This window comes from Acetobacter sp. DsW_063 (genome assembly GCF_002153745.1).
In the GTDB taxonomy this organism is placed as follows: Bacteria; Pseudomonadota; Alphaproteobacteria; order Acetobacterales; family Acetobacteraceae; genus Acetobacter.
Window position 1 is genome coordinate 230,339 of the sequence record NZ_JOPL01000005.1, and the last position, 15,840, is coordinate 246,178.

Consider the following 15,840-nt stretch of genomic DNA (forward strand, 5'->3'; position numbering starts at 1 on the left):
CGGGGTCCTCCTGATGAAAGTGCCTCGTCAACCGTATTCCGGCACGCCTGGCATTGCGATGAACCCGGGAAGCCCCTTCACGCAAGTTTGCCAGCGGCGCAGGGCTGGATAATCGTCATGGGAGAGCCCGTAGTCGCGGCACAGGGCGAAGGACGGAAACAGCGCGATATCGGCGATGGTCGGCCTGTCTCCCACAAACCAGCTTCCGCCCGAAATTCTGCGCAACGTCATATGGTCTTCCATGATGCGCAGCGCGTCGCGCGCCGTGGTTGACGTCTGCGTTTCGCAGTCATCCGAAGACGGGCCGAACAGCGCCAACCTGCGCAAACGGCGCGCCTCGGTCAATTCGTATTCGGCGAAGCTCAGCCAGTGGGCGACGGATGCAGCCTCGCCCGTATCGACCGGAGCCCATCCGGAAGCGGGTCCCGCGAGGACCGCCACGGCTCGCAGCACCGCCATAGCGCCGCATATGGTGGGAAGGTCGTCCGTTCCGGTCACTCCCTGAAGTGCAGGCAAGCGCCCGGCGGGACTCAGCGCCCGAAAGGAGGGAGCGTCCTGCTCCCGCGCCATCGTCACGTCGATGGCGTGAAGCCGCGCGGTAAGGCCGCACAATGCCAGCGCAAGGCGGGCGCGGTAGCAATCCTCGTCCAGTTCGTCGTCGTACAGGACAAGATCAGACATGTTCGATCACGATGGCGTCTTTATGTTCCCGTTCCACGTTGTCGCGTAGTGTGCTTGCCCAGCGAGATGCGCGTTGAATCGTCGTCGTTGGCGCGTCTCCTTCTATCAGGACATAGAGGCGGGTTTCTTCTCGTCCGATAGCGTGCAGCACGACCACCATGGTCGCGGCGCCCGTCGCGTCGTCGTCCGGCGTTTCGGCGATATCGTGGACAGGCAGTTTCACCCAAGCGGTCCGATCGTCTGGGCCTATGCCGAGCGTAAGTGCGACGCTGCGCGTCGGTGCGTCGACGCGGATTGTGCGGACGGGCGTTGTCCGGTGTGCGGGTGACGTCAGGGCGGGTGGTGATTCCGGCGGCTCCACGCCGTCGACCCGGCACCAGATCAGTCCATCGCTTTCAATGGTCGGGAAGGTTGTCGTTCGGATTGTCGCCGCAGGCTTGAGGCCGGGGTGCGCAGGAATGGTCCTGCAGCGACCTTCGGCGTCGAAGCACCAGCCGTGATAGAGGCAGGCCAGCATGTCATCGCGCACGAAGCCGAGGCTGAGTCTCATGCCGCGATGCGGGCACCGATCATCGGAGGCCCTCACGTCGCCATGTGAATTCCGCCAGATCGCCAGTCGTTGCTCGCCGATCCGTGCTCCAGTGACGGAAGCTGGCGGCAGATCGAGCCCCAAAGCCACAGGACGCCAACCATGTGCGTCCACCTCTTCAGGGGCATCTTGTCCTTGCTCCGTCACGGCGGACGACTCCTCGGCCGAATTGTTCCCGTTATCATTCTGACATCGTTTCGCATGTGCGTGGAGGGAGAAAAAAGACTTCAATACTGACTGGCGAGTGTGACGTCTTTTTGTTAGAACATACCTAGTTAATAGTTACAGTTTTTTCGAAGCAGTGGTGATTGGTCAGGTAAGGGTTGGCTTCGTCGGGTCAAGTCTGGTTCGCTGTTTCAGGTGCGGCGGCAGGATAGTGCGTCGTGGTCGGCAAGATGCGTGACACGCGCTGAGAATCGCCAGAAACGCGTTTCTGGCGATTTCACTCAGGTTTTCTTTTGTTCGTTAGGAGTTGGGAGAGTTTCAGCGCCGACAGGACTGCCGATAGCAGCGGTCTTCCGAGCAGTGAAACGTAAGCGGCTGTCTGTGCGTTGAACGCGCAGACAGCTATCCCACGGTATGCGCCTTTGGGACGCGGAGAGTAAGTCATGTTGCAAAGCTCGCACGATCTGGCGCTATTGCTGGCTCGATTTCAATTCGCCTTCACCGTCGGCGTGCATATCGTCTTTCCCGCGTTTTCGATCGGACTGGCGGCTTATCTCGCGGTCCTTGAGGGACTATGGCTGCGAACCGGACGTTCGGTTTATCTTGATCTTTATCGCTATTGGGTAAAGGCGTTTTCCGTCGTTTTCGCCATGGGCGTCGTGTCGGGGCTCGTCATGGCGTACGAATTCGGAACCAACTGGGCGCCATTCTCCCGCAAGGCCGGTCCTATCACCGGCGTTCTTCTGTCTTACGAAGTGATGACGGCGTTCTTCCTGGAGGCCGGGTTCCTTGGCGTCATGCTGTTCGGCATGAACAAGGTCGGGCGGGGATTGCATTTTGCCGCGACGTGTCTGGTCTCCGTTGGCACCTTGATTTCCATGACCTGGATTCTGGCGTCGAACTCCTGGATGCAGACGCCGCAAGGATATGCAATCGACCCGACGACCGGAAGCTTCATGCCTGCTGACTGGCTGGCGATCATTTTCAATCCGTCATTCCCGTTTCGGCTGGCGCATATGGGTCTTGCCGCATTTCTGTCAGTCGCCTTCGTCGTCGGTGCGACGGGCGCCTGGCACATGCTGCGCGCTCGCCGGCAGGGAGAGCCTGTCGCAGAGCCGGTGAAAGTCATGTTCTCCATGGCCATGTGGATGGCCGCCATCGTCGCGCCGGTGCAGATGCTGGTCGGCGATGCGCATGGACTGAACACACTGAAATATCAGCCTGTGAAGATCGCAGCTATGGAGGGCGACTGGGTTTCTGAAGGCCGGGCGCCAGAGTTGCTGTTCGGCATCCCCAACATGAAGACGGAGCACACCGATTATGCGGTGGGGATTCCTCTGGTCGGTTCGCTGATCCTCACCCACAGCATCGACGGCAAGGTGCCAGGCATGAAGGATTTTCCGCGGGACCAGCGTCCGCCGTCTCCTGTCGTTTTCTTCTCGTTTCGCATCATGATCGCGCTGGCGGTGCTGATGGCTGGGCTGGGATTCTGGTCGCTGTTTATGCGTTGGCGCAAGCGTCTGTATGAGAGCGCCGCGCTCCATCGCGCAGCGGTCGCGATGGCCCCGGCAGGATTCATCGCGCTGCTTTGCGGCTGGGTGACGACGGAGGTTGGTCGCCAACCCTGGACGATCTATGGCTTGCTGCGGACCACGGACAGCGTGTCTCCCATAGTCCTGTCCAACATCGAACTGTCTCTGGCCGCTTTCGTGATCGTTTATGTTCTGGTTTTTGGCTCAGGCCTTGGAATTCTGATGCGAATACTCGGTAGGGCCCCGGAAACGGGAGAGCATGACGTCAACGAGACGTCGGCTGGCGAAATTCTGGGTGGACGGGCACAATCGGCGGCTGTCCGCGCCGTTACCGACGACGGAGTGTAAGGTCATGACAGGACTCGCATACTGGCTCCCCGTTGTCTGGGCCTGCATTCTTGGTTCCGCCATCATGATCTACGTGATCCTCGATGGCTTCGATCTAGGGATCGGCATTCTTTTTGCCGTAGAGCGCGACAGGCTGCGACGCGACGTGATGGTGCAGACCATCGCCCCTGTATGGGATGGCAACGAGACGTGGATGGTGCTGGGCGGCGCTGTGCTTTACGGCGTCTTTCCGGGCGCATATGCAACGTTGTTGCCTGCGCTTTACCTGCCGATCGTCCTGATGCTTCTGGCGTTAATTTTTCGAGGCGTTTCCTTCGAGTTTCGTATTTTGACGCGGGACGGGGGACGCGCTGCGCTGTGGGACATCGGCTTCATGGCCGGATCCGGCGTCGCCGCTTTTTGCCAGGGCTGCATACTCGCGGGCGTCATACAGGGCGTCACGGTTTCGGATGGTGCGTTTGCAGGCGGTCCGCTGGATTGGCTGACGCCGTTCAGCGTGCTGTGCGGCCTGTCCGTCGTGTGCGGCTATACCCTGCTCGGCGCAACTTGGCTGATCTGGCGCACCTCGGGGGACCTTGAAGTCTCCGTCCGGAAACTGGCTCCGGCGCTTGCGGCCAGTCTGTTCGTCGCTATCGTGGCGGTCAGCTTCTGGACGCCTATGCTGCACGCGCCATACCTCACACGGTGGACGGCTTGGCCGAATGTTCTTTACGTCGCGCCTGTTCCGGTTCTTGTCGTGGCCCTGGGGGCGCTGTTTCTTCTGGGTCTGCGCCGCGCGCATTCTCGCACGCCGTTTCTGTGCGTGCTCGGCTGGTTTTTTCTCTGCCTTTCCGGCCTCGCTATTACCGTGTGGCCCTACGCCGTGCCGCCGACGCTGACGCTGTGGAGCGTGTCTTCCCCACCGTCCAGTCAATTGTTCCAGCTTGTTGGAACGGCTGTGCTTCTGCCGATTATTCTGATCTATTCGGTTTATTCCTATCATGTGTTCCGTGGAAAGGTGACGGAAGCAGATGTCCATCACTGACTTGCATTACAGGGATGGAGCCGCGCCGCGCGGCTTCATTCGCCGCTTCGGCTGGTTCGTAGCGATCTGGGCTGCGAGCACGGTTGCGTTCATAAGTCTTGCGACGCTGCTGCGCTTGCTGGTGCCCCACTGAACTTCGGGTCAGGGGGAATGCTCTAAGTTATTATTTTATCGAGCATCTTCACCCGTTCAAACGAATTCGTCTGAACGGGATTTGCTTTGGGAGAGGCAAGCGGCGTTGCGGCGGGATACTGCACGGTGTCGCTGCCATTGTTCGACGTCGATGCACCGGCGCATAGTTTGGTCGGGCATAGCTGTTGGAACGAGACAACCCACGGGCAGGGCCGCTTCGCTGAACGCATTCAGAGTAACCACATGGGCTACTCACCGAGAAACACTGCGCGTGCTGCTTCGACTTCCGCGCGCAGGAGCTCGCAAATACGGCGGATGCGGGGAGCCTCCTGCTCGCCTGAGCGAGTAATCAGCCAGTAGGTTCGGGTCAGCGCGGCCTCATCCGGCAAAATTCTGACCAGTGCTGGGCGTTCCGCCGCTATGAAAGCGGGCAGGACGGCCAAGCATATCCCTGAACATGCGGCCTCCATCTGTGCATGAAGGCTGGAATTCTGGATACGCACCGATTTGAGCGGCACGCCGAGTTCCTCAAGGTAGTCCAGCCCGCGCGTGAACAGCAGTTCGTCGACATACCCGGCGAACACGTGCTGTGCGAGGTCCGTCGTCGTGCGGATCGGCGGGTTGCGCGCGAGGTACTCGGGAGAGCCGTAAACAAAGAGCCGGTAATCCGTGAGCGGCGTCGCAGAGAAACGTTCGCCCGGCGGCACATGCAGGGTGATGAGAATGTCGGCCTGATGTCGTGACAGGGTGACGATCTGCTGGATCGTCACCATTTCAACGGTCAGATTGGGATTGCTTTCGATAAGCGTGCCGATTCTGGACGCGAGAAAGAAATTGCCTATCCCCTCTAGCGCGCTGATCCTGACTGTTCCGGACAATCCGCCAGCCGGAGCGTTTTCAGCCAGCCGCCCGGCTTCACGGTTCATCGCTTCGACCGAAGCCAGAAGACGCTCGCCATGGCGCGTCAGCGCGTAGCCGCGTAGATGGCGCTCGAACAGGCTGACGCCCATGGCCTGTTCAAGAGACTGAATGTGTCTTCCAACCGTAGCGTGGTCGACGCCGAGGGTTCTGCCCGCGACAGAAAGCGAACCCGCACGGGCGACCGCATGGAAATACTGAAGGTCTCGCCAGTCCAGACCGCGCTTCATCGTCATCAACGCTCCGCGAGCGCCCCGGTAGCATGCTTCTCCCCGCGACGACGCAAACCGGCGTTCCGCGAAAAGATCAGGGGCGGGTTTTCCGGCTGGTAACGCCGGTTTTCGGCAGACAAAGCCACATCGCTCCCACGACCTTGGGGGCGACCTGTGCAGATTTGCACGGCCTGTGGGCGAAATCGCCTAATTTTACCGAGAGCGCGGCGACGGTAAGCGGGACGCAACAATAACGAGAAGAAAGGGGCGGGTTTCTCCCGCCCCCTTTCCTGAAAGGGAATGCCCGATGACGGCGTTATACCTTCCCTCTTTCACACGCCTCGGCGGCGGAGCGCTGGACGAACTTCCCGCCGCGCTGGCTCTGGCCGGCTTGAAAGCGCCATTTATCGTCACCGACCGCTTCATGGCGTCTTCGGGTTTGCTTGAGCGAGTCAAAGACCTGCTTCTAAAAGCTGGCTTCGACGCACGAGCCTTTGCTGACGCCGTGCCGGACCCCACGGTCGTGTCGGTCAACGCTGCGTTGGCGGCCCTGCGAGAGGGGCGTCACGACTGTGTTATCGGCCTGGGCGGGGGCAGCCCGATAGATACGGCGAAAATGGTGGCGGTTCTCGCTGTTCACGACACGACGCCTGCGGCCCTGAAGGCTCCATACGTCCAGGACGAGCCGGGTCTTCCCATTATCGCGATTCCGACCACCGCAGGAACAGGCTCCGAGGCCACGCGCGTCACCGTTATCACTGACGAGACGACCGATGAGAAGATGCTCTGCATGGGGGCTGCGTATCAGCCCCGCATCGCTATCGTCGATTATGAGCTGACGCTGTCCATGCCGCTGCGCCTGACCGCCGACACGGGTACTGACGCCTTCACGCACGCTCTGGAGGCTTACGTCTCGCGCAGGGCGAACCCCTTCACGGACGCTCTGGCGCTGACCGCCATGACGCGCATATGGGAGCATCTTCCCACCGCCTGCCGGGAGCCTGCGAACAGGGAAGCGCGCGCCGCGGTGATGCAGGGCGCCTTCGAGGCCGGGATGGCGTTCTCCAACGCATCGGTGGCGCTCGTCCACGGAATGAGTCGCCCGATCGGGGCGCATTTTCACGTTGCACACGGACTCTCCAACGCGATGTTGCTGCCGGAGATCACGGCGTGGTCTCTGCCGGGAGCTCCGGCGCGTTACGCGGCCTGCGCACGACTCTTGGGCGTGGCGTCGGCGCGTGCGCCGGATGTCGCGGCGGGCGAAGCTCTTGTCGCGGCGTTGCGTGCGCGAAACGAGGAAATAGGCGTGCCCAGCCCGAAAACGTTCGGTCTGGACGCCGCCCGTTGGGACAACCTGCTGCCGCTGATGGCCGAGCAGGCGCTCGCTTCGGGCTCTCCCGCCAATAATCCGCGCGTCCCGACTGCGAAAGAGATCGTCGATCTCTATCGCGTCGTCTGGGGTTGAAACGGATCGGCGACGGAGGCCGTCATGCAGAATGCAGATCAATCGTCGCGCAGTATGGCCGGACTTGTTCTGGCGTCGAGCGTCGGCACGGTCATCGAATGGTATGATTTCTTTCTTTACGGCAGTCTGGCGATATTTTTCGCAAAACTGTTCTACCCGCCGGGAGAGGGCGTCGCAGCGACGCTGATCAGCGTCGCGACCTTCGCTACGGGGTTTGCGGTCCGACCGCTCGGCAGTCTGGTCTTTGGACATATGGGTGATCGGCTCGGGCGAAAAGCCACGTTCCTCACCACGCTGTTGATTATGGGCTGTTCGACTGCAGCGATAGGGTTTCTCCCTACGTACGCAGTCGCCGGGTATCTGGCGCCTGTTTTGCTGATCCTGCTGCGGATCATTCAGGGGCTGGCGCTTGGCGGCGAATACGGCGGCGCCGCGACATATGTCGCGGAACACGCGCCGCCCGAAGAGCGCGGAAAATGGGCGAGCTATATTCAGGCTATGGCGTCCGGTGGATTCATCCTGTCTCTGGGCATGGTGCTGGCGTTACGGATCGGTCTGGGTGAGGCCGCCTTTGGCGCCTGGGGATGGCGGGTTCCCTTTCTCCTTTCGATCGTTCTGGTGGCGGTTTCCGTCCGCATACGTCTGCGTCTGTCGGAATCTCCGGTATTTGTGGAGATGCAAAAAACGCACAAGTTGTCGAAATCTCCGGTCAAGGACGCATTCACCATTCCCGGAAACGCCAGACGGATCGTTTTCTTTCTTTTCGGAGTGGCCTGCGCGCAGGCGGTGACTTTCTATACGGCGCAGTTTTACGCCCTGTATTTTCTCCAGAGCGCATTGCACGTGGCTTTTCTTCCGGCGACGCTGGCTATTGCTGCTGGTTCATTGCTCGGATTGCCGTTCTTCGTAATTTTCGGTCGTCTGTCCGATCGGGTAGGGCGAAAGAAACTCTCGCTTGCAGGTATGGCTGCGGCAGTTGTGCTGTACATTCCGCTGTTCGCTGGTTTGCGGTCGTCTGTCCTTTCCGACGGCGTCGCTTTCGTGCCTGCTGCGGCATGTGTTTTCGTGCTCGTCGTGATTGCGGCGTTGATCTACGGGCCATACGGAGCGTTCATTGTCGAATGCTTCCCCGCCAACGTGCGCTATACCTCTATTTCGATTCCGTACCATATCGGCAATGGCGTATTTGGCGGATTTCTTCCGTTGATATCGCTGAGTCTCATGAGTCGAACAGGAAATCTTTATGCCGGACTGCTCTATCCGATGGCGGTGTGCGCCATAGGCTTTGTCGTGACGCTTCTGTTCGTGCCGGAGACCTTGCCGCGCGGGGCAGGCGCGCGCAGGGTGGCGGCGCCCATATCAGATGCAGCCGCCTCCGTCCGGCCCGAAGCGTCTTTTTGAACGCCCGCATGATGGCTTCAATGGGAGGCCCCTGTATCGAGCCTGACGCTAAACAGGCGGAACGATATGGCGGACGTAGATGAAATTTCGTCCTGCGCCACGATAATGTTTTGATACGCGCGAAAATTACTGATCTCGAAAACGCCGAACGTCGTCTGCTGCTACGGCGTTCGGGTGTCGATGCAAACACAGGAGAGGCCCTATGAGCATAATTCCCCATGTGATCGCAGGTCGGAAGACCGAAGGAGTTGGCTCGCGGCGGGCCGACGTTTTCAATCCGGCGACGGGCGTCGTCGCGCGGCATGTCGTTCTTGGCGCGCAGGAGGATCTGGAGGCGGCGGTGACGGCGGCGAAGGCCGCCTTCCCGAAATGGGCTGAGACGCCGCCGCTTACGCGCGCTCGCATCCTTTTTCGCGTCCGGGACATGCTGGAAGCTCGTGCGGACGAATTTGCGGCGATCATCACCGCCGAGCATGGGAAGATTCTGTCCGACGCCAAGGGAGAGATCACGCGCGGCCTCGAGGTCGTGGAGTTTGCCACCGGCGCTCCGGAGCTGCTGAAAGGCGAGTTCACTGAGCAGGTCGGACGCGGCATAGACGCACATACCATGCGCCAGCCCTTGGGCGTCGTCGCGGGAATCACGCCGTTCAATTTTCCGGTGATGGTGCCGTTGTGGATGGCGCCGATGGCTATCGCCACAGGCAACTGCTTCATTCTGAAACCATCCGAGCGCGATCCGTCTGCGGCGGTTCTCCTCGCCGACGTTTTCAAGGAAGCCGGTCTTCCTGACGGCGTGTTTCAGGTGGTGCAGGGCGACAAGGATATGGTTAACGCCATCCTCGTTCACCCCGATATTCAGGCCGTCAGCTTTGTAGGATCGACGCCGATCGCGAAGCACGTCTATGCGACCGGAACGACGCACGGCAAGCGGGTGCAGGCGTTGGGCGGCGCGAAAAACCACGCGATCGTCATGCCCGATTGCGATCTCGACAGGACGGTCGATGCGCTGATCGGCGCGGCATACGGGTCTGCGGGCGAACGTTGCATGGCGATTTCCGTCGCGGTGGCGGTCGGACCGGTCGCAGACAGCCTGGTCGCGGGGCTCGCGGACAAGGTGCGGGCGCTTCGGATTGGCGAAGGGACGAATAACGACAACGAAATGGGGCCGCTGGTCACAGCCCAACATCTGGCGCGCGTGAACGGTCTGGTCGCCAGTGGGGCGGAGCAGGGGGCGGCCGTCGTCGTCGATGGGCGGGACCATGCCGTGCATGGCCACGAAAAGGGCTTTTTCATTGGAGGCACTCTCTTCGACAACGTGACAGCCGATATGACGATCTACCAGGAGGAAATCTTCGGCCCGGTTCTCTGCGTTATGCGCGCGCCCGATTTTGAGACGGCGTTGCGTCTGGTGAATGACAGCCCGTTCGGCAACGGCGCCGCCATCTTCACGCGGGACGGCGACACGGCCCGCGCCTTCACCCATCGGGTCAGGGCCGGAATGGTCGGCGTCAATGTGCCTATCCCCGTGCCAATGGCGTTCCATTCCTTCGGCGGGTGGAAGGACTCCCTGTTTGGAGATCATCACATGCACGGGCCGGAGGGCGTGCGCTTTTTCACGCGCATGAAGGCGGTTACGACACGCTGGCCGGATGGAGTGCGTGCGGGCGCCGAGTTCGTCATGCCCACTCACGGCTGACTTCTATGAAAGCGCTCGGCGGTTACTCCCGTCGGGCGTTTCTTTCCTTGCGCGTGCGTGTCGAATTCCTCCATGCTGTCGTTTTACGGATGAAACGGAGAGCGCATGGATCGATGGCCGGATATTGCGGCAGGGCGCGTGTCGCGGGAAATACTGGCGCTAAATTTCGCGGATGCACATCCGCCGCTGACCGACGCTCAGGCGGTTATAGAGGCTGACCGCTGTTACTTCTGTTACGATGCGCCCTGCATAGAAGCGTGTCCGACCGGCATCGACGTGCCAACTTTCATCAAAGGCATCGCGACCGGAAACCTTGCTGGCGCAGCGCGCACAATTCTGGAATCCAATATTCTCGGCGGTTCCTGCGCCAGGGTTTGCCCCACCGAAATTCTCTGTGAACAAAAATGCGTGCGTAACGCACAGGAAGAAAAACCGGTGCAGATCGGCGCCCTGCAACGCCGCGCGACCGACTGGCAAATGGCGAAGGGCGTGCAGCCGTTCACGCGCGCGGCCGCGACGGGGCGTCGTGTCGCGATTGTTGGAGCAGGTCCTGCGGGGCTCGCCTGCGCGCATCGCCTTGCGGTGCACGGGCATGAGGTGACGCTCTTCGATGCGAAGCCGAAGCTGGGCGGACTGAACGAATATGGTGTCGCGGCTTACAAAACGCCGGACGATTTCGCGCAGGACGAGGTGAATTTTGTCCTGTCCATAGGCGGCGTGACGCTGGCGCCGGATCGGGCGCTCGGGCGCGACTTCTCTATCGACACATTGCTGAACGACCATGATGCGGTCTTTCTCAGCCTCGGACAGGCCGGGGCTCGCAAGGCGGGCCTGACAGGCGAGGATTTGTCCGGAGTTATGAACGCCGTCGACTTCATCGAGTCCATTCGTACATCCGGGACAAAGGAGGATGTAGCCGTCGGCCGTCGTGTCGTCGTTATCGGTGGCGGCAACACTGCAATCGACGCGGCGGTGCAGGCGAAACGCCTTGGAGCGGAAGAGGTGACGCTGGTTTATCGCCGCGGACGGGAGACCATGTCGGCGACAGAGGTCGAGCAGGCGTGGGCGCAGACCAATGGGGTGACGATCCGCCACTGGGCGGCTCCAGCGCGGATAGAAGGAGTGGACGGGGCAGCGAGCGCAATTGCGTTCACACGGGGCCGTGTTCTGGACGGGCGCGCTGTTCATGATGGAGAGGAGTTCGTTCTGGAGGCCGACATGATTTTGAAAGCAGTCGGTCAGCACGTGGTGTTCGATCCACTTGAGGGCAGCGGCGTCGAAACGGAGGGCGGGCGGATACGTGTGGATGGATCAGGCCGGACCTCTCGCCCCGGGGTCTACGCTGGCGGCGATTGCACGGCAGGCGAAGATCTGACCGTTGCGGCGGTCAGGGACGGGCGGGACGCGGCGGAAGCCATTCATGCGGACCTTACGCAGAAGAAGGAGGTCTGAAGATGGCCGATCTTCGCAGCAACTTTATCGGAATCCGTTCGCCAAACCCGTTCTGGCTGGCGTCCGCGCCTCCGACCGACAAGGCGTATAACGTTCGTCGCGCCTTCGACGCCGGGTGGGGCGGCGTTGTGTGGAAGACGCTTGGCGAAGATCCGCCGGTCGTCAACGTCAGCAGCCGTTACGGCGCGTTGTCCTACCGGGGCGAGCGCATGTTCGGCCTGAACAATATCGAACTGATCAGCGACAGGCCTCTTGCAGTCAATCTAGCGGAAATAAAGGACGTCAAAAGAGATTACCCTGACCGCGCGGTTATCGTCAGCCTGATGGTGCCTTGTGTCGAGGAGAGCTGGAAAGCGATCTTGCCCCTGGTGGAGGAAACCGGAGCCGACGGATTGGAGCTGAATTTCGGCTGCCCACACGGAATGTCGGAGCGGAATATGGGCTCCGCCGTCGGGCAGGTTCCGGAATATGTCGAGATGGTCACGCGCTGGGTAAAACAGCACAGTCGGATGCCGACCATCGTCAAGCTGACGCCCAACGTAACGTCGATCCTCGCCCCCGCCCGTGCGGCCATGCGTGGGGGCGCGGATGCGGTGTCGCTGATCAACACGATCCAGTCCGTCGTCTCCGTCGATCTTGACGCGATGGCGCCGACTCCGGTCGTGGATGGTATGGGGACGCATGGAGGGTATTGCGGTCCCGCCGTCAAACCGATTGCGTTGCGGATGCTTGGAGAAGTCGCCCGCAGCCCGGATCTGGCAGGATTGCCGATCTCGGGCATCGGCGGAATTTCGACCTGGCGCGACGCAGCCGAATTTCTCGTCATGGGCGCGTCCAATCTGCAGGTCTGCACGGCGGCTATGCATTACGGATTTCGCGTGGTCGACGACATGAAAGACGGTCTGTCGAACTGGATGGACGAGAAAAATTTTACGTCTCTTTCAGAGGTGGTCGGGCGCGCCGTTCCGAATTTCGTCAACTGGAACCAGTTGAATCTGAAATTCAAAACACTGGCGCGTATTGATCAGGATCTGTGCGTTCAATGCGGGCTATGCCACATCGCCTGTGAGGATACTTCGCATCAGGCCATCGCCCGTTTACGCGTCGATGGTTCTCGCCGTTACGAGGTCATCGACGAGGAGTGCGTGGGCTGCAATCTTTGCGCCCATGTGTGCCCGGTCGATGACTGCATCACCATGGCGCCGCAGCCGACCGACGGCGTGTTGACATGGCCGAATCACCCGAACAACCCTATGTCGGGCGCGCACTAGGCTCTAGGGTTTCGGCAGGCGGGTTGGCTGGACTTCGCGCCTCGGGCTAAGCCCGAGGCGTTTTCTTTGTTACTCCATAAGGAGAAAGACGTGAGCGGTTTTGACGGCATTGGCGGCAACGTGACGGTGGATGGCGAAAAATTATGGTCCGACATTCTGGAGACGGCTCGCTTCGGAGCGACCCCGAAGGGCGGCATCCGGCGTTTGACGTTGACAGAGGAAGACCGGCAGGTTCGCGACTGGTTCGTCAGAACGTGCGAGGCTCTGGGCTGTGTCGTGACGTTCGATTCCATGGGCAATCAGTTCGCTCGGCGTCCGGGGACCGATCCTTCTTTGCCGCCTATCACTATGGGCAGCCATCTCGACACGCAGCCGACAGGCGGCAAGTTCGACGGCATTGTCGGCGTGTTGGGCGGCCTGGCCGTATTGCGCGCACTGCACGAGTCTGGGCGGGAGACGCGTCACCCTATCGAATTGATAAACTGGACAAACGAAGAGGGTTCCCGGTTCGCGCCTGCAATGCTCAGTTCAGGCGTGTTCGCTGGCGTTTTCACGGAAGAGGAGGCTTTGGCCAAGACCGACCGGGACGGCGTCCGTTTTGAGGATGCGCTGGTCGGCATCGGCTACCGTGGCGCGGAGCGTTGCGGCGATCATCCGGTCGCCGCGTATTTCGAATTGCATATTGAGCAGGGACCGATTCTCGAAGCGGAACGCAAAACCATAGGCGTCGTGACGGGCGTGCAGGGTATGCGGTGGTACGAGGTCACGGTGATCGGGCGCGACGGGCACGCGGGCGCCACGCCAATGGCGCTGCGGGCGGACGCGCTGGTGGGAACGGCAAAGTTGATCGAGGCGGTGCAATCCATCGCGTTGAAGCATGCTCCGGGCGCTGTGGGGACCGTCGGGCTGCTTGAGAACCGTCCTAACAGCCGTAACGTGGTGCCGGGAGAGGTGTTCTTCTCGGTCGATCTTCGCGATCCCGATGATGCGGTCATCGTGCGTATGGAAGAGGCGTTTCGATCGACTGCGGCTCAAGTCGCATCCGAATCCGGGCTGGAGATTACGATCGAGCTTGTCTGGGATTCTCCGGCGGTGCGTTTCGATCCGACCTGTATCGACGCGGTGCGTCGCGCAGCGGATTCTTTCGCCTATCCGGCGCGGGACATCGTCTCGGGCGCCGGGCACGATGCGGTGTACATGGCGGGTGTCACGCCCACGACCATGATTTTCATCCCCTGCGCGGGTGGCGTAAGCCACAACGAGGAAGAAAGCGCCGAAGCCGACGATGTCATGGCGGGAGCCAACGTTCTTCTTCGTGCGGTGCTGGATGCGGACGAGCGGCTGAACTGACGCCGGACTAGAGGCACCAAGGGGAACTTGGGGCCAAATCGTATGGGAGACGCCCTCTGGGGGGCGTCTCCTGTGCGTCAGGGCGTGCGTATCAGCTTGTGATTGACGAACTCTTCAATGCCGAATTCGGAAAGTTCTCTTCCGTAACCTGAGTTTCCGATGCCGCCGAATGGTAGATCGGGCGCGGTCCCTGTCACGTCGTTGATGAACACCATGCCCGTCTCGATGCGTTCGGCGATCTTTTTGCCGCGCGCGACATCGCTAGTGTGAACCGATCCACCGAGCCCGTAAGGTGAGTCGTTGGCGAGCGCAACGGCTTCGTCGTCGCCGCTTACAGGGTAAATTGAGGCGACCGGTCCGAAAATCTCCTCATAGAAGATTGGGTTGTCCTTGGTGATTCCTTTCAGGATCGCGGCTCCCATATAGAAGCCTTCCTGATCGAGTTGTTTCCCGCCAGTGACCAGTGTGGCGCCGTTTTCTACTGCTTTTTCGACCTGCGAGATCGCGCGTTTCATGGCGTCTTCGCTGCTCATCGGCCCGTGTGTGACGCCCTGTTCCAGTGGATCGCCATAGCGAAACTCTGAAATCGCCTGCTCCAGACGAATGGTGAATTCGTCGACGAGCGTTTCATGTACGAACATCCGTTTGGCGGCGGTGCAGACCTGTCCGTTGTTGCTCATCCGCGCTGCGACGGCGCGAGGGACCACTTCGTCGAGATTGGCGTCGTCGAGCACGATGAAGGCGTCGGAGCCGCCAAGCTCCATGGTGCTTTTCTTCAGCGCGCGCCCGGCTTGTCCTGCAACGGCGCTTCCTGCGCGCTCACTGCCGGTCAGGGCGACGCCACGCACTTCCGGGCGGGCGATAAGCGCTTCGGACTGGTCATTGGTAATGAACAGGTTTGTGTATGCACCCTCGGGCGCGCCCGCTTCGCGGAACAGCGTTTCGAACGCTTCGGCACATTGCGGGACGCCGGGTGCGTGCTTCACCATAACGACGTTGCCGGACATTAGATTGGGGCCTGCAACGCGCGCCAGTTGATAATACGGGAAGTTCCAGGGTTCCACGCAGTAAATTACGCCGAGCGGCTGGCTGATGACGGTCGCGTGACCTGTTTTGACGGGAAGCTCCTTAGGAGCGAGGAAAGTTTCTGCTTTTTCAGCGTAGTAAGCAAGGATGTCAGCGGAAACCTCGATCTCCCAGAGCGCCTCCGGAAGGATTTTTCCCATTTCCGTTGAAATAAGCCGTGCGTGCTTTTCCTTGTTCTGGCGCAGCAGATCCGCAGCTTTCTGCATGATTGCGCGACGCTCCCCAAAGGACAGCTTGCGCCATGAGCTTTCCCAAAGAGAGTGCGCTTTTTCGAGTTTCGAGAACATCTGCGCGTCGCTGTGGGTTTCGTACGTTTTTTCCGTCTTTCCAGTGGCTGGATTGATGGTGCGATACATGCTCATCACTCATTGCTCCGTCACGACGTGATCAGTCGTTTTGTTCGAGTGTCTGTATATGGGTGGATATAGACGCCCCGTGCAAGGGCGGGGTCGCATTATCGGCGCGTCGTTGGAGTCACCCTGCGCTTTTTGACAGCACGGCGACAGGCTAACCCTGAG

The 15,840-nt window shown here is 60.6% G+C and carries 13 protein-coding genes; 9 read left to right on the forward strand and 4 right to left on the reverse strand.

Translation table 11 applies throughout. The annotated features are described in order from the left end of the window. Nucleotides 1–27 precede the first annotated feature (27 nt). Together HK28_RS01150 and HK28_RS01155 are read right to left on the reverse strand one after the other, a co-directional pair. Nucleotides 28–681 (reverse strand): glutathione S-transferase family protein, encoded by a 654-nt coding sequence (locus tag HK28_RS01150; protein WP_086642763.1) that lies wholly within the window; start codon nt 679–681, stop codon nt 28–30. After that, the gene (locus tag HK28_RS01155; protein ID WP_158093347.1) at nt 674–1,417 is read right to left on the reverse strand and encodes a Rieske 2Fe-2S domain-containing protein; all 744 of its coding nucleotides are present in this window, start codon (nt 1,415–1,417) and stop codon (nt 674–676) included. The genes HK28_RS01150 and HK28_RS01155 overlap by 8 nt, the downstream gene beginning before the upstream one ends. Before the next feature lie 464 nt (nt 1,418–1,881). Here HK28_RS01155 and HK28_RS01160 point away from each other — a divergent pair, with 464 nt between their 5' ends. The 3 genes from HK28_RS01160 to HK28_RS01170 are packed head-to-tail and all read left to right on the forward strand — an operon-like array spanning nt 1,882 to nt 4,472. Next, entirely contained in the window at nt 1,882–3,315 is a 1,434-nt protein-coding gene (locus HK28_RS01160; RefSeq protein ID WP_086642820.1) for a cytochrome ubiquinol oxidase subunit I, read from the forward strand. 4 nt (nt 3,316–3,319) lie between these two features. After that, nucleotides 3,320–4,339 carry a cytochrome d ubiquinol oxidase subunit II gene (gene cydB, locus HK28_RS01165; RefSeq protein ID WP_086642765.1) on the forward strand — a complete coding sequence of 340 codons (1,020 nt, stop codon included), beginning with the start codon at nt 3,320–3,322 and terminating at the stop codon, nt 4,337–4,339. Continuing rightward, a complete protein-coding gene (locus HK28_RS01170) occupies nt 4,326–4,472 on the forward strand; it encodes a DUF2474 family protein (RefSeq protein ID WP_084440458.1) in 147 nt (48 codons plus the stop codon). Before cydB ends, HK28_RS01170 begins: the two co-directional genes overlap by 14 nt. Nucleotides 4,473–4,719: 247 nt before the next feature. Here HK28_RS01170 and HK28_RS01175 read toward each other — a convergent pair whose 3' ends face one another. Continuing rightward, a complete protein-coding gene (locus HK28_RS01175) occupies nt 4,720–5,625 on the reverse strand; it encodes a LysR family transcriptional regulator (RefSeq protein WP_086642766.1) in 906 nt (301 codons plus the stop codon). Between the two features lie 283 nt (nt 5,626–5,908). Here HK28_RS01175 and HK28_RS01180 point away from each other — a divergent pair, with 283 nt between their 5' ends. From HK28_RS01180 to HK28_RS01205, 6 genes are all read left to right on the forward strand, one after another. Then, a complete protein-coding gene (locus tag HK28_RS01180; protein ID WP_086642767.1) occupies nt 5,909–7,066 on the forward strand; it encodes an iron-containing alcohol dehydrogenase in 1,158 nt (385 codons plus the stop codon). A gap of 24 nt (nt 7,067–7,090) precedes the next feature. Next, nucleotides 7,091–8,467, forward strand: coding sequence for an MFS transporter (locus HK28_RS01185; RefSeq protein ID WP_086642768.1), 1,377 nt, complete (start codon nt 7,091–7,093; stop codon nt 8,465–8,467). Nucleotides 8,468–8,669: 202 nt separating this feature from the next. Further along, on the forward strand, nt 8,670–10,163 hold the full coding sequence (locus tag HK28_RS01190) for a CoA-acylating methylmalonate-semialdehyde dehydrogenase (RefSeq protein WP_086642769.1): 1,494 nt from the start codon (nt 8,670–8,672) through the stop codon (nt 10,161–10,163). A 105-nt stretch (nt 10,164–10,268) separates the two neighbouring features. Then, nucleotides 10,269–11,615: an NAD(P)-dependent oxidoreductase gene (locus HK28_RS01195; RefSeq protein ID WP_086642770.1), complete on the forward strand. Its 1,347-nt coding sequence runs from the start codon at nt 10,269–10,271 to the stop codon at nt 11,613–11,615. 2 nt (nt 11,616–11,617) lie between these two features. Beyond that, complete coding sequence (preA, locus tag HK28_RS01200) at nt 11,618–12,886, forward strand: NAD-dependent dihydropyrimidine dehydrogenase subunit PreA (protein WP_086642771.1); 1,269 nt, start codon at nt 11,618–11,620, stop codon at nt 12,884–12,886. Nucleotides 12,887–12,976: 90 nt separating this feature from the next. Then, nucleotides 12,977–14,236: a Zn-dependent hydrolase gene (locus HK28_RS01205; RefSeq protein ID WP_086642772.1), complete on the forward strand. Its 1,260-nt coding sequence runs from the start codon at nt 12,977–12,979 to the stop codon at nt 14,234–14,236. Nucleotides 14,237–14,313: 77 nt separating this feature from the next. Here the strand turns inward: HK28_RS01205 and HK28_RS01210 are convergent, their stop codons facing one another. Further along, nucleotides 14,314–15,684: an NAD-dependent succinate-semialdehyde dehydrogenase gene (locus HK28_RS01210; protein ID WP_086642773.1), complete on the reverse strand. Its 1,371-nt coding sequence runs from the start codon at nt 15,682–15,684 to the stop codon at nt 14,314–14,316. Nucleotides 15,685–15,840 lie beyond the last annotated feature (156 nt).

Bases quoted from the DNA above. Each gene is read 5' to 3' on its own strand.
- HK28_RS01150 (WP_086642763.1), bottom strand. From the start codon at position 681: ATGTCTGATCTTGTCCTGTACGACGACGAACTGGACGAGGATTGCTAC.
- cydB (WP_086642765.1), top strand. From the start codon at position 3,320: ATGACAGGACTCGCATACTGGCTCCCCGTTGTCTGGGCCTGCATTCTT.
- HK28_RS01170 (WP_084440458.1), top strand. From the start codon at position 4,326: ATGTCCATCACTGACTTGCATTACAGGGATGGAGCCGCGCCGCGCGGC.
- HK28_RS01175 (WP_086642766.1), bottom strand. From the start codon at position 5,625: ATGACGATGAAGCGCGGTCTGGACTGGCGAGACCTTCAGTATTTCCAT.
- HK28_RS01180 (WP_086642767.1), top strand. From the start codon at position 5,909: ATGACGGCGTTATACCTTCCCTCTTTCACACGCCTCGGCGGCGGAGCG.
- HK28_RS01185 (WP_086642768.1), top strand. From the start codon at position 7,091: ATGCAGAATGCAGATCAATCGTCGCGCAGTATGGCCGGACTTGTTCTG.
- HK28_RS01190 (WP_086642769.1), top strand. From the start codon at position 8,670: ATGAGCATAATTCCCCATGTGATCGCAGGTCGGAAGACCGAAGGAGTT.
- HK28_RS01195 (WP_086642770.1), top strand. From the start codon at position 10,269: ATGGATCGATGGCCGGATATTGCGGCAGGGCGCGTGTCGCGGGAAATA.
- preA (WP_086642771.1), top strand. From the start codon at position 11,618: ATGGCCGATCTTCGCAGCAACTTTATCGGAATCCGTTCGCCAAACCCG.
- HK28_RS01210 (WP_086642773.1), bottom strand. From the start codon at position 15,684: ATGAGCATGTATCGCACCATCAATCCAGCCACTGGAAAGACGGAAAAA.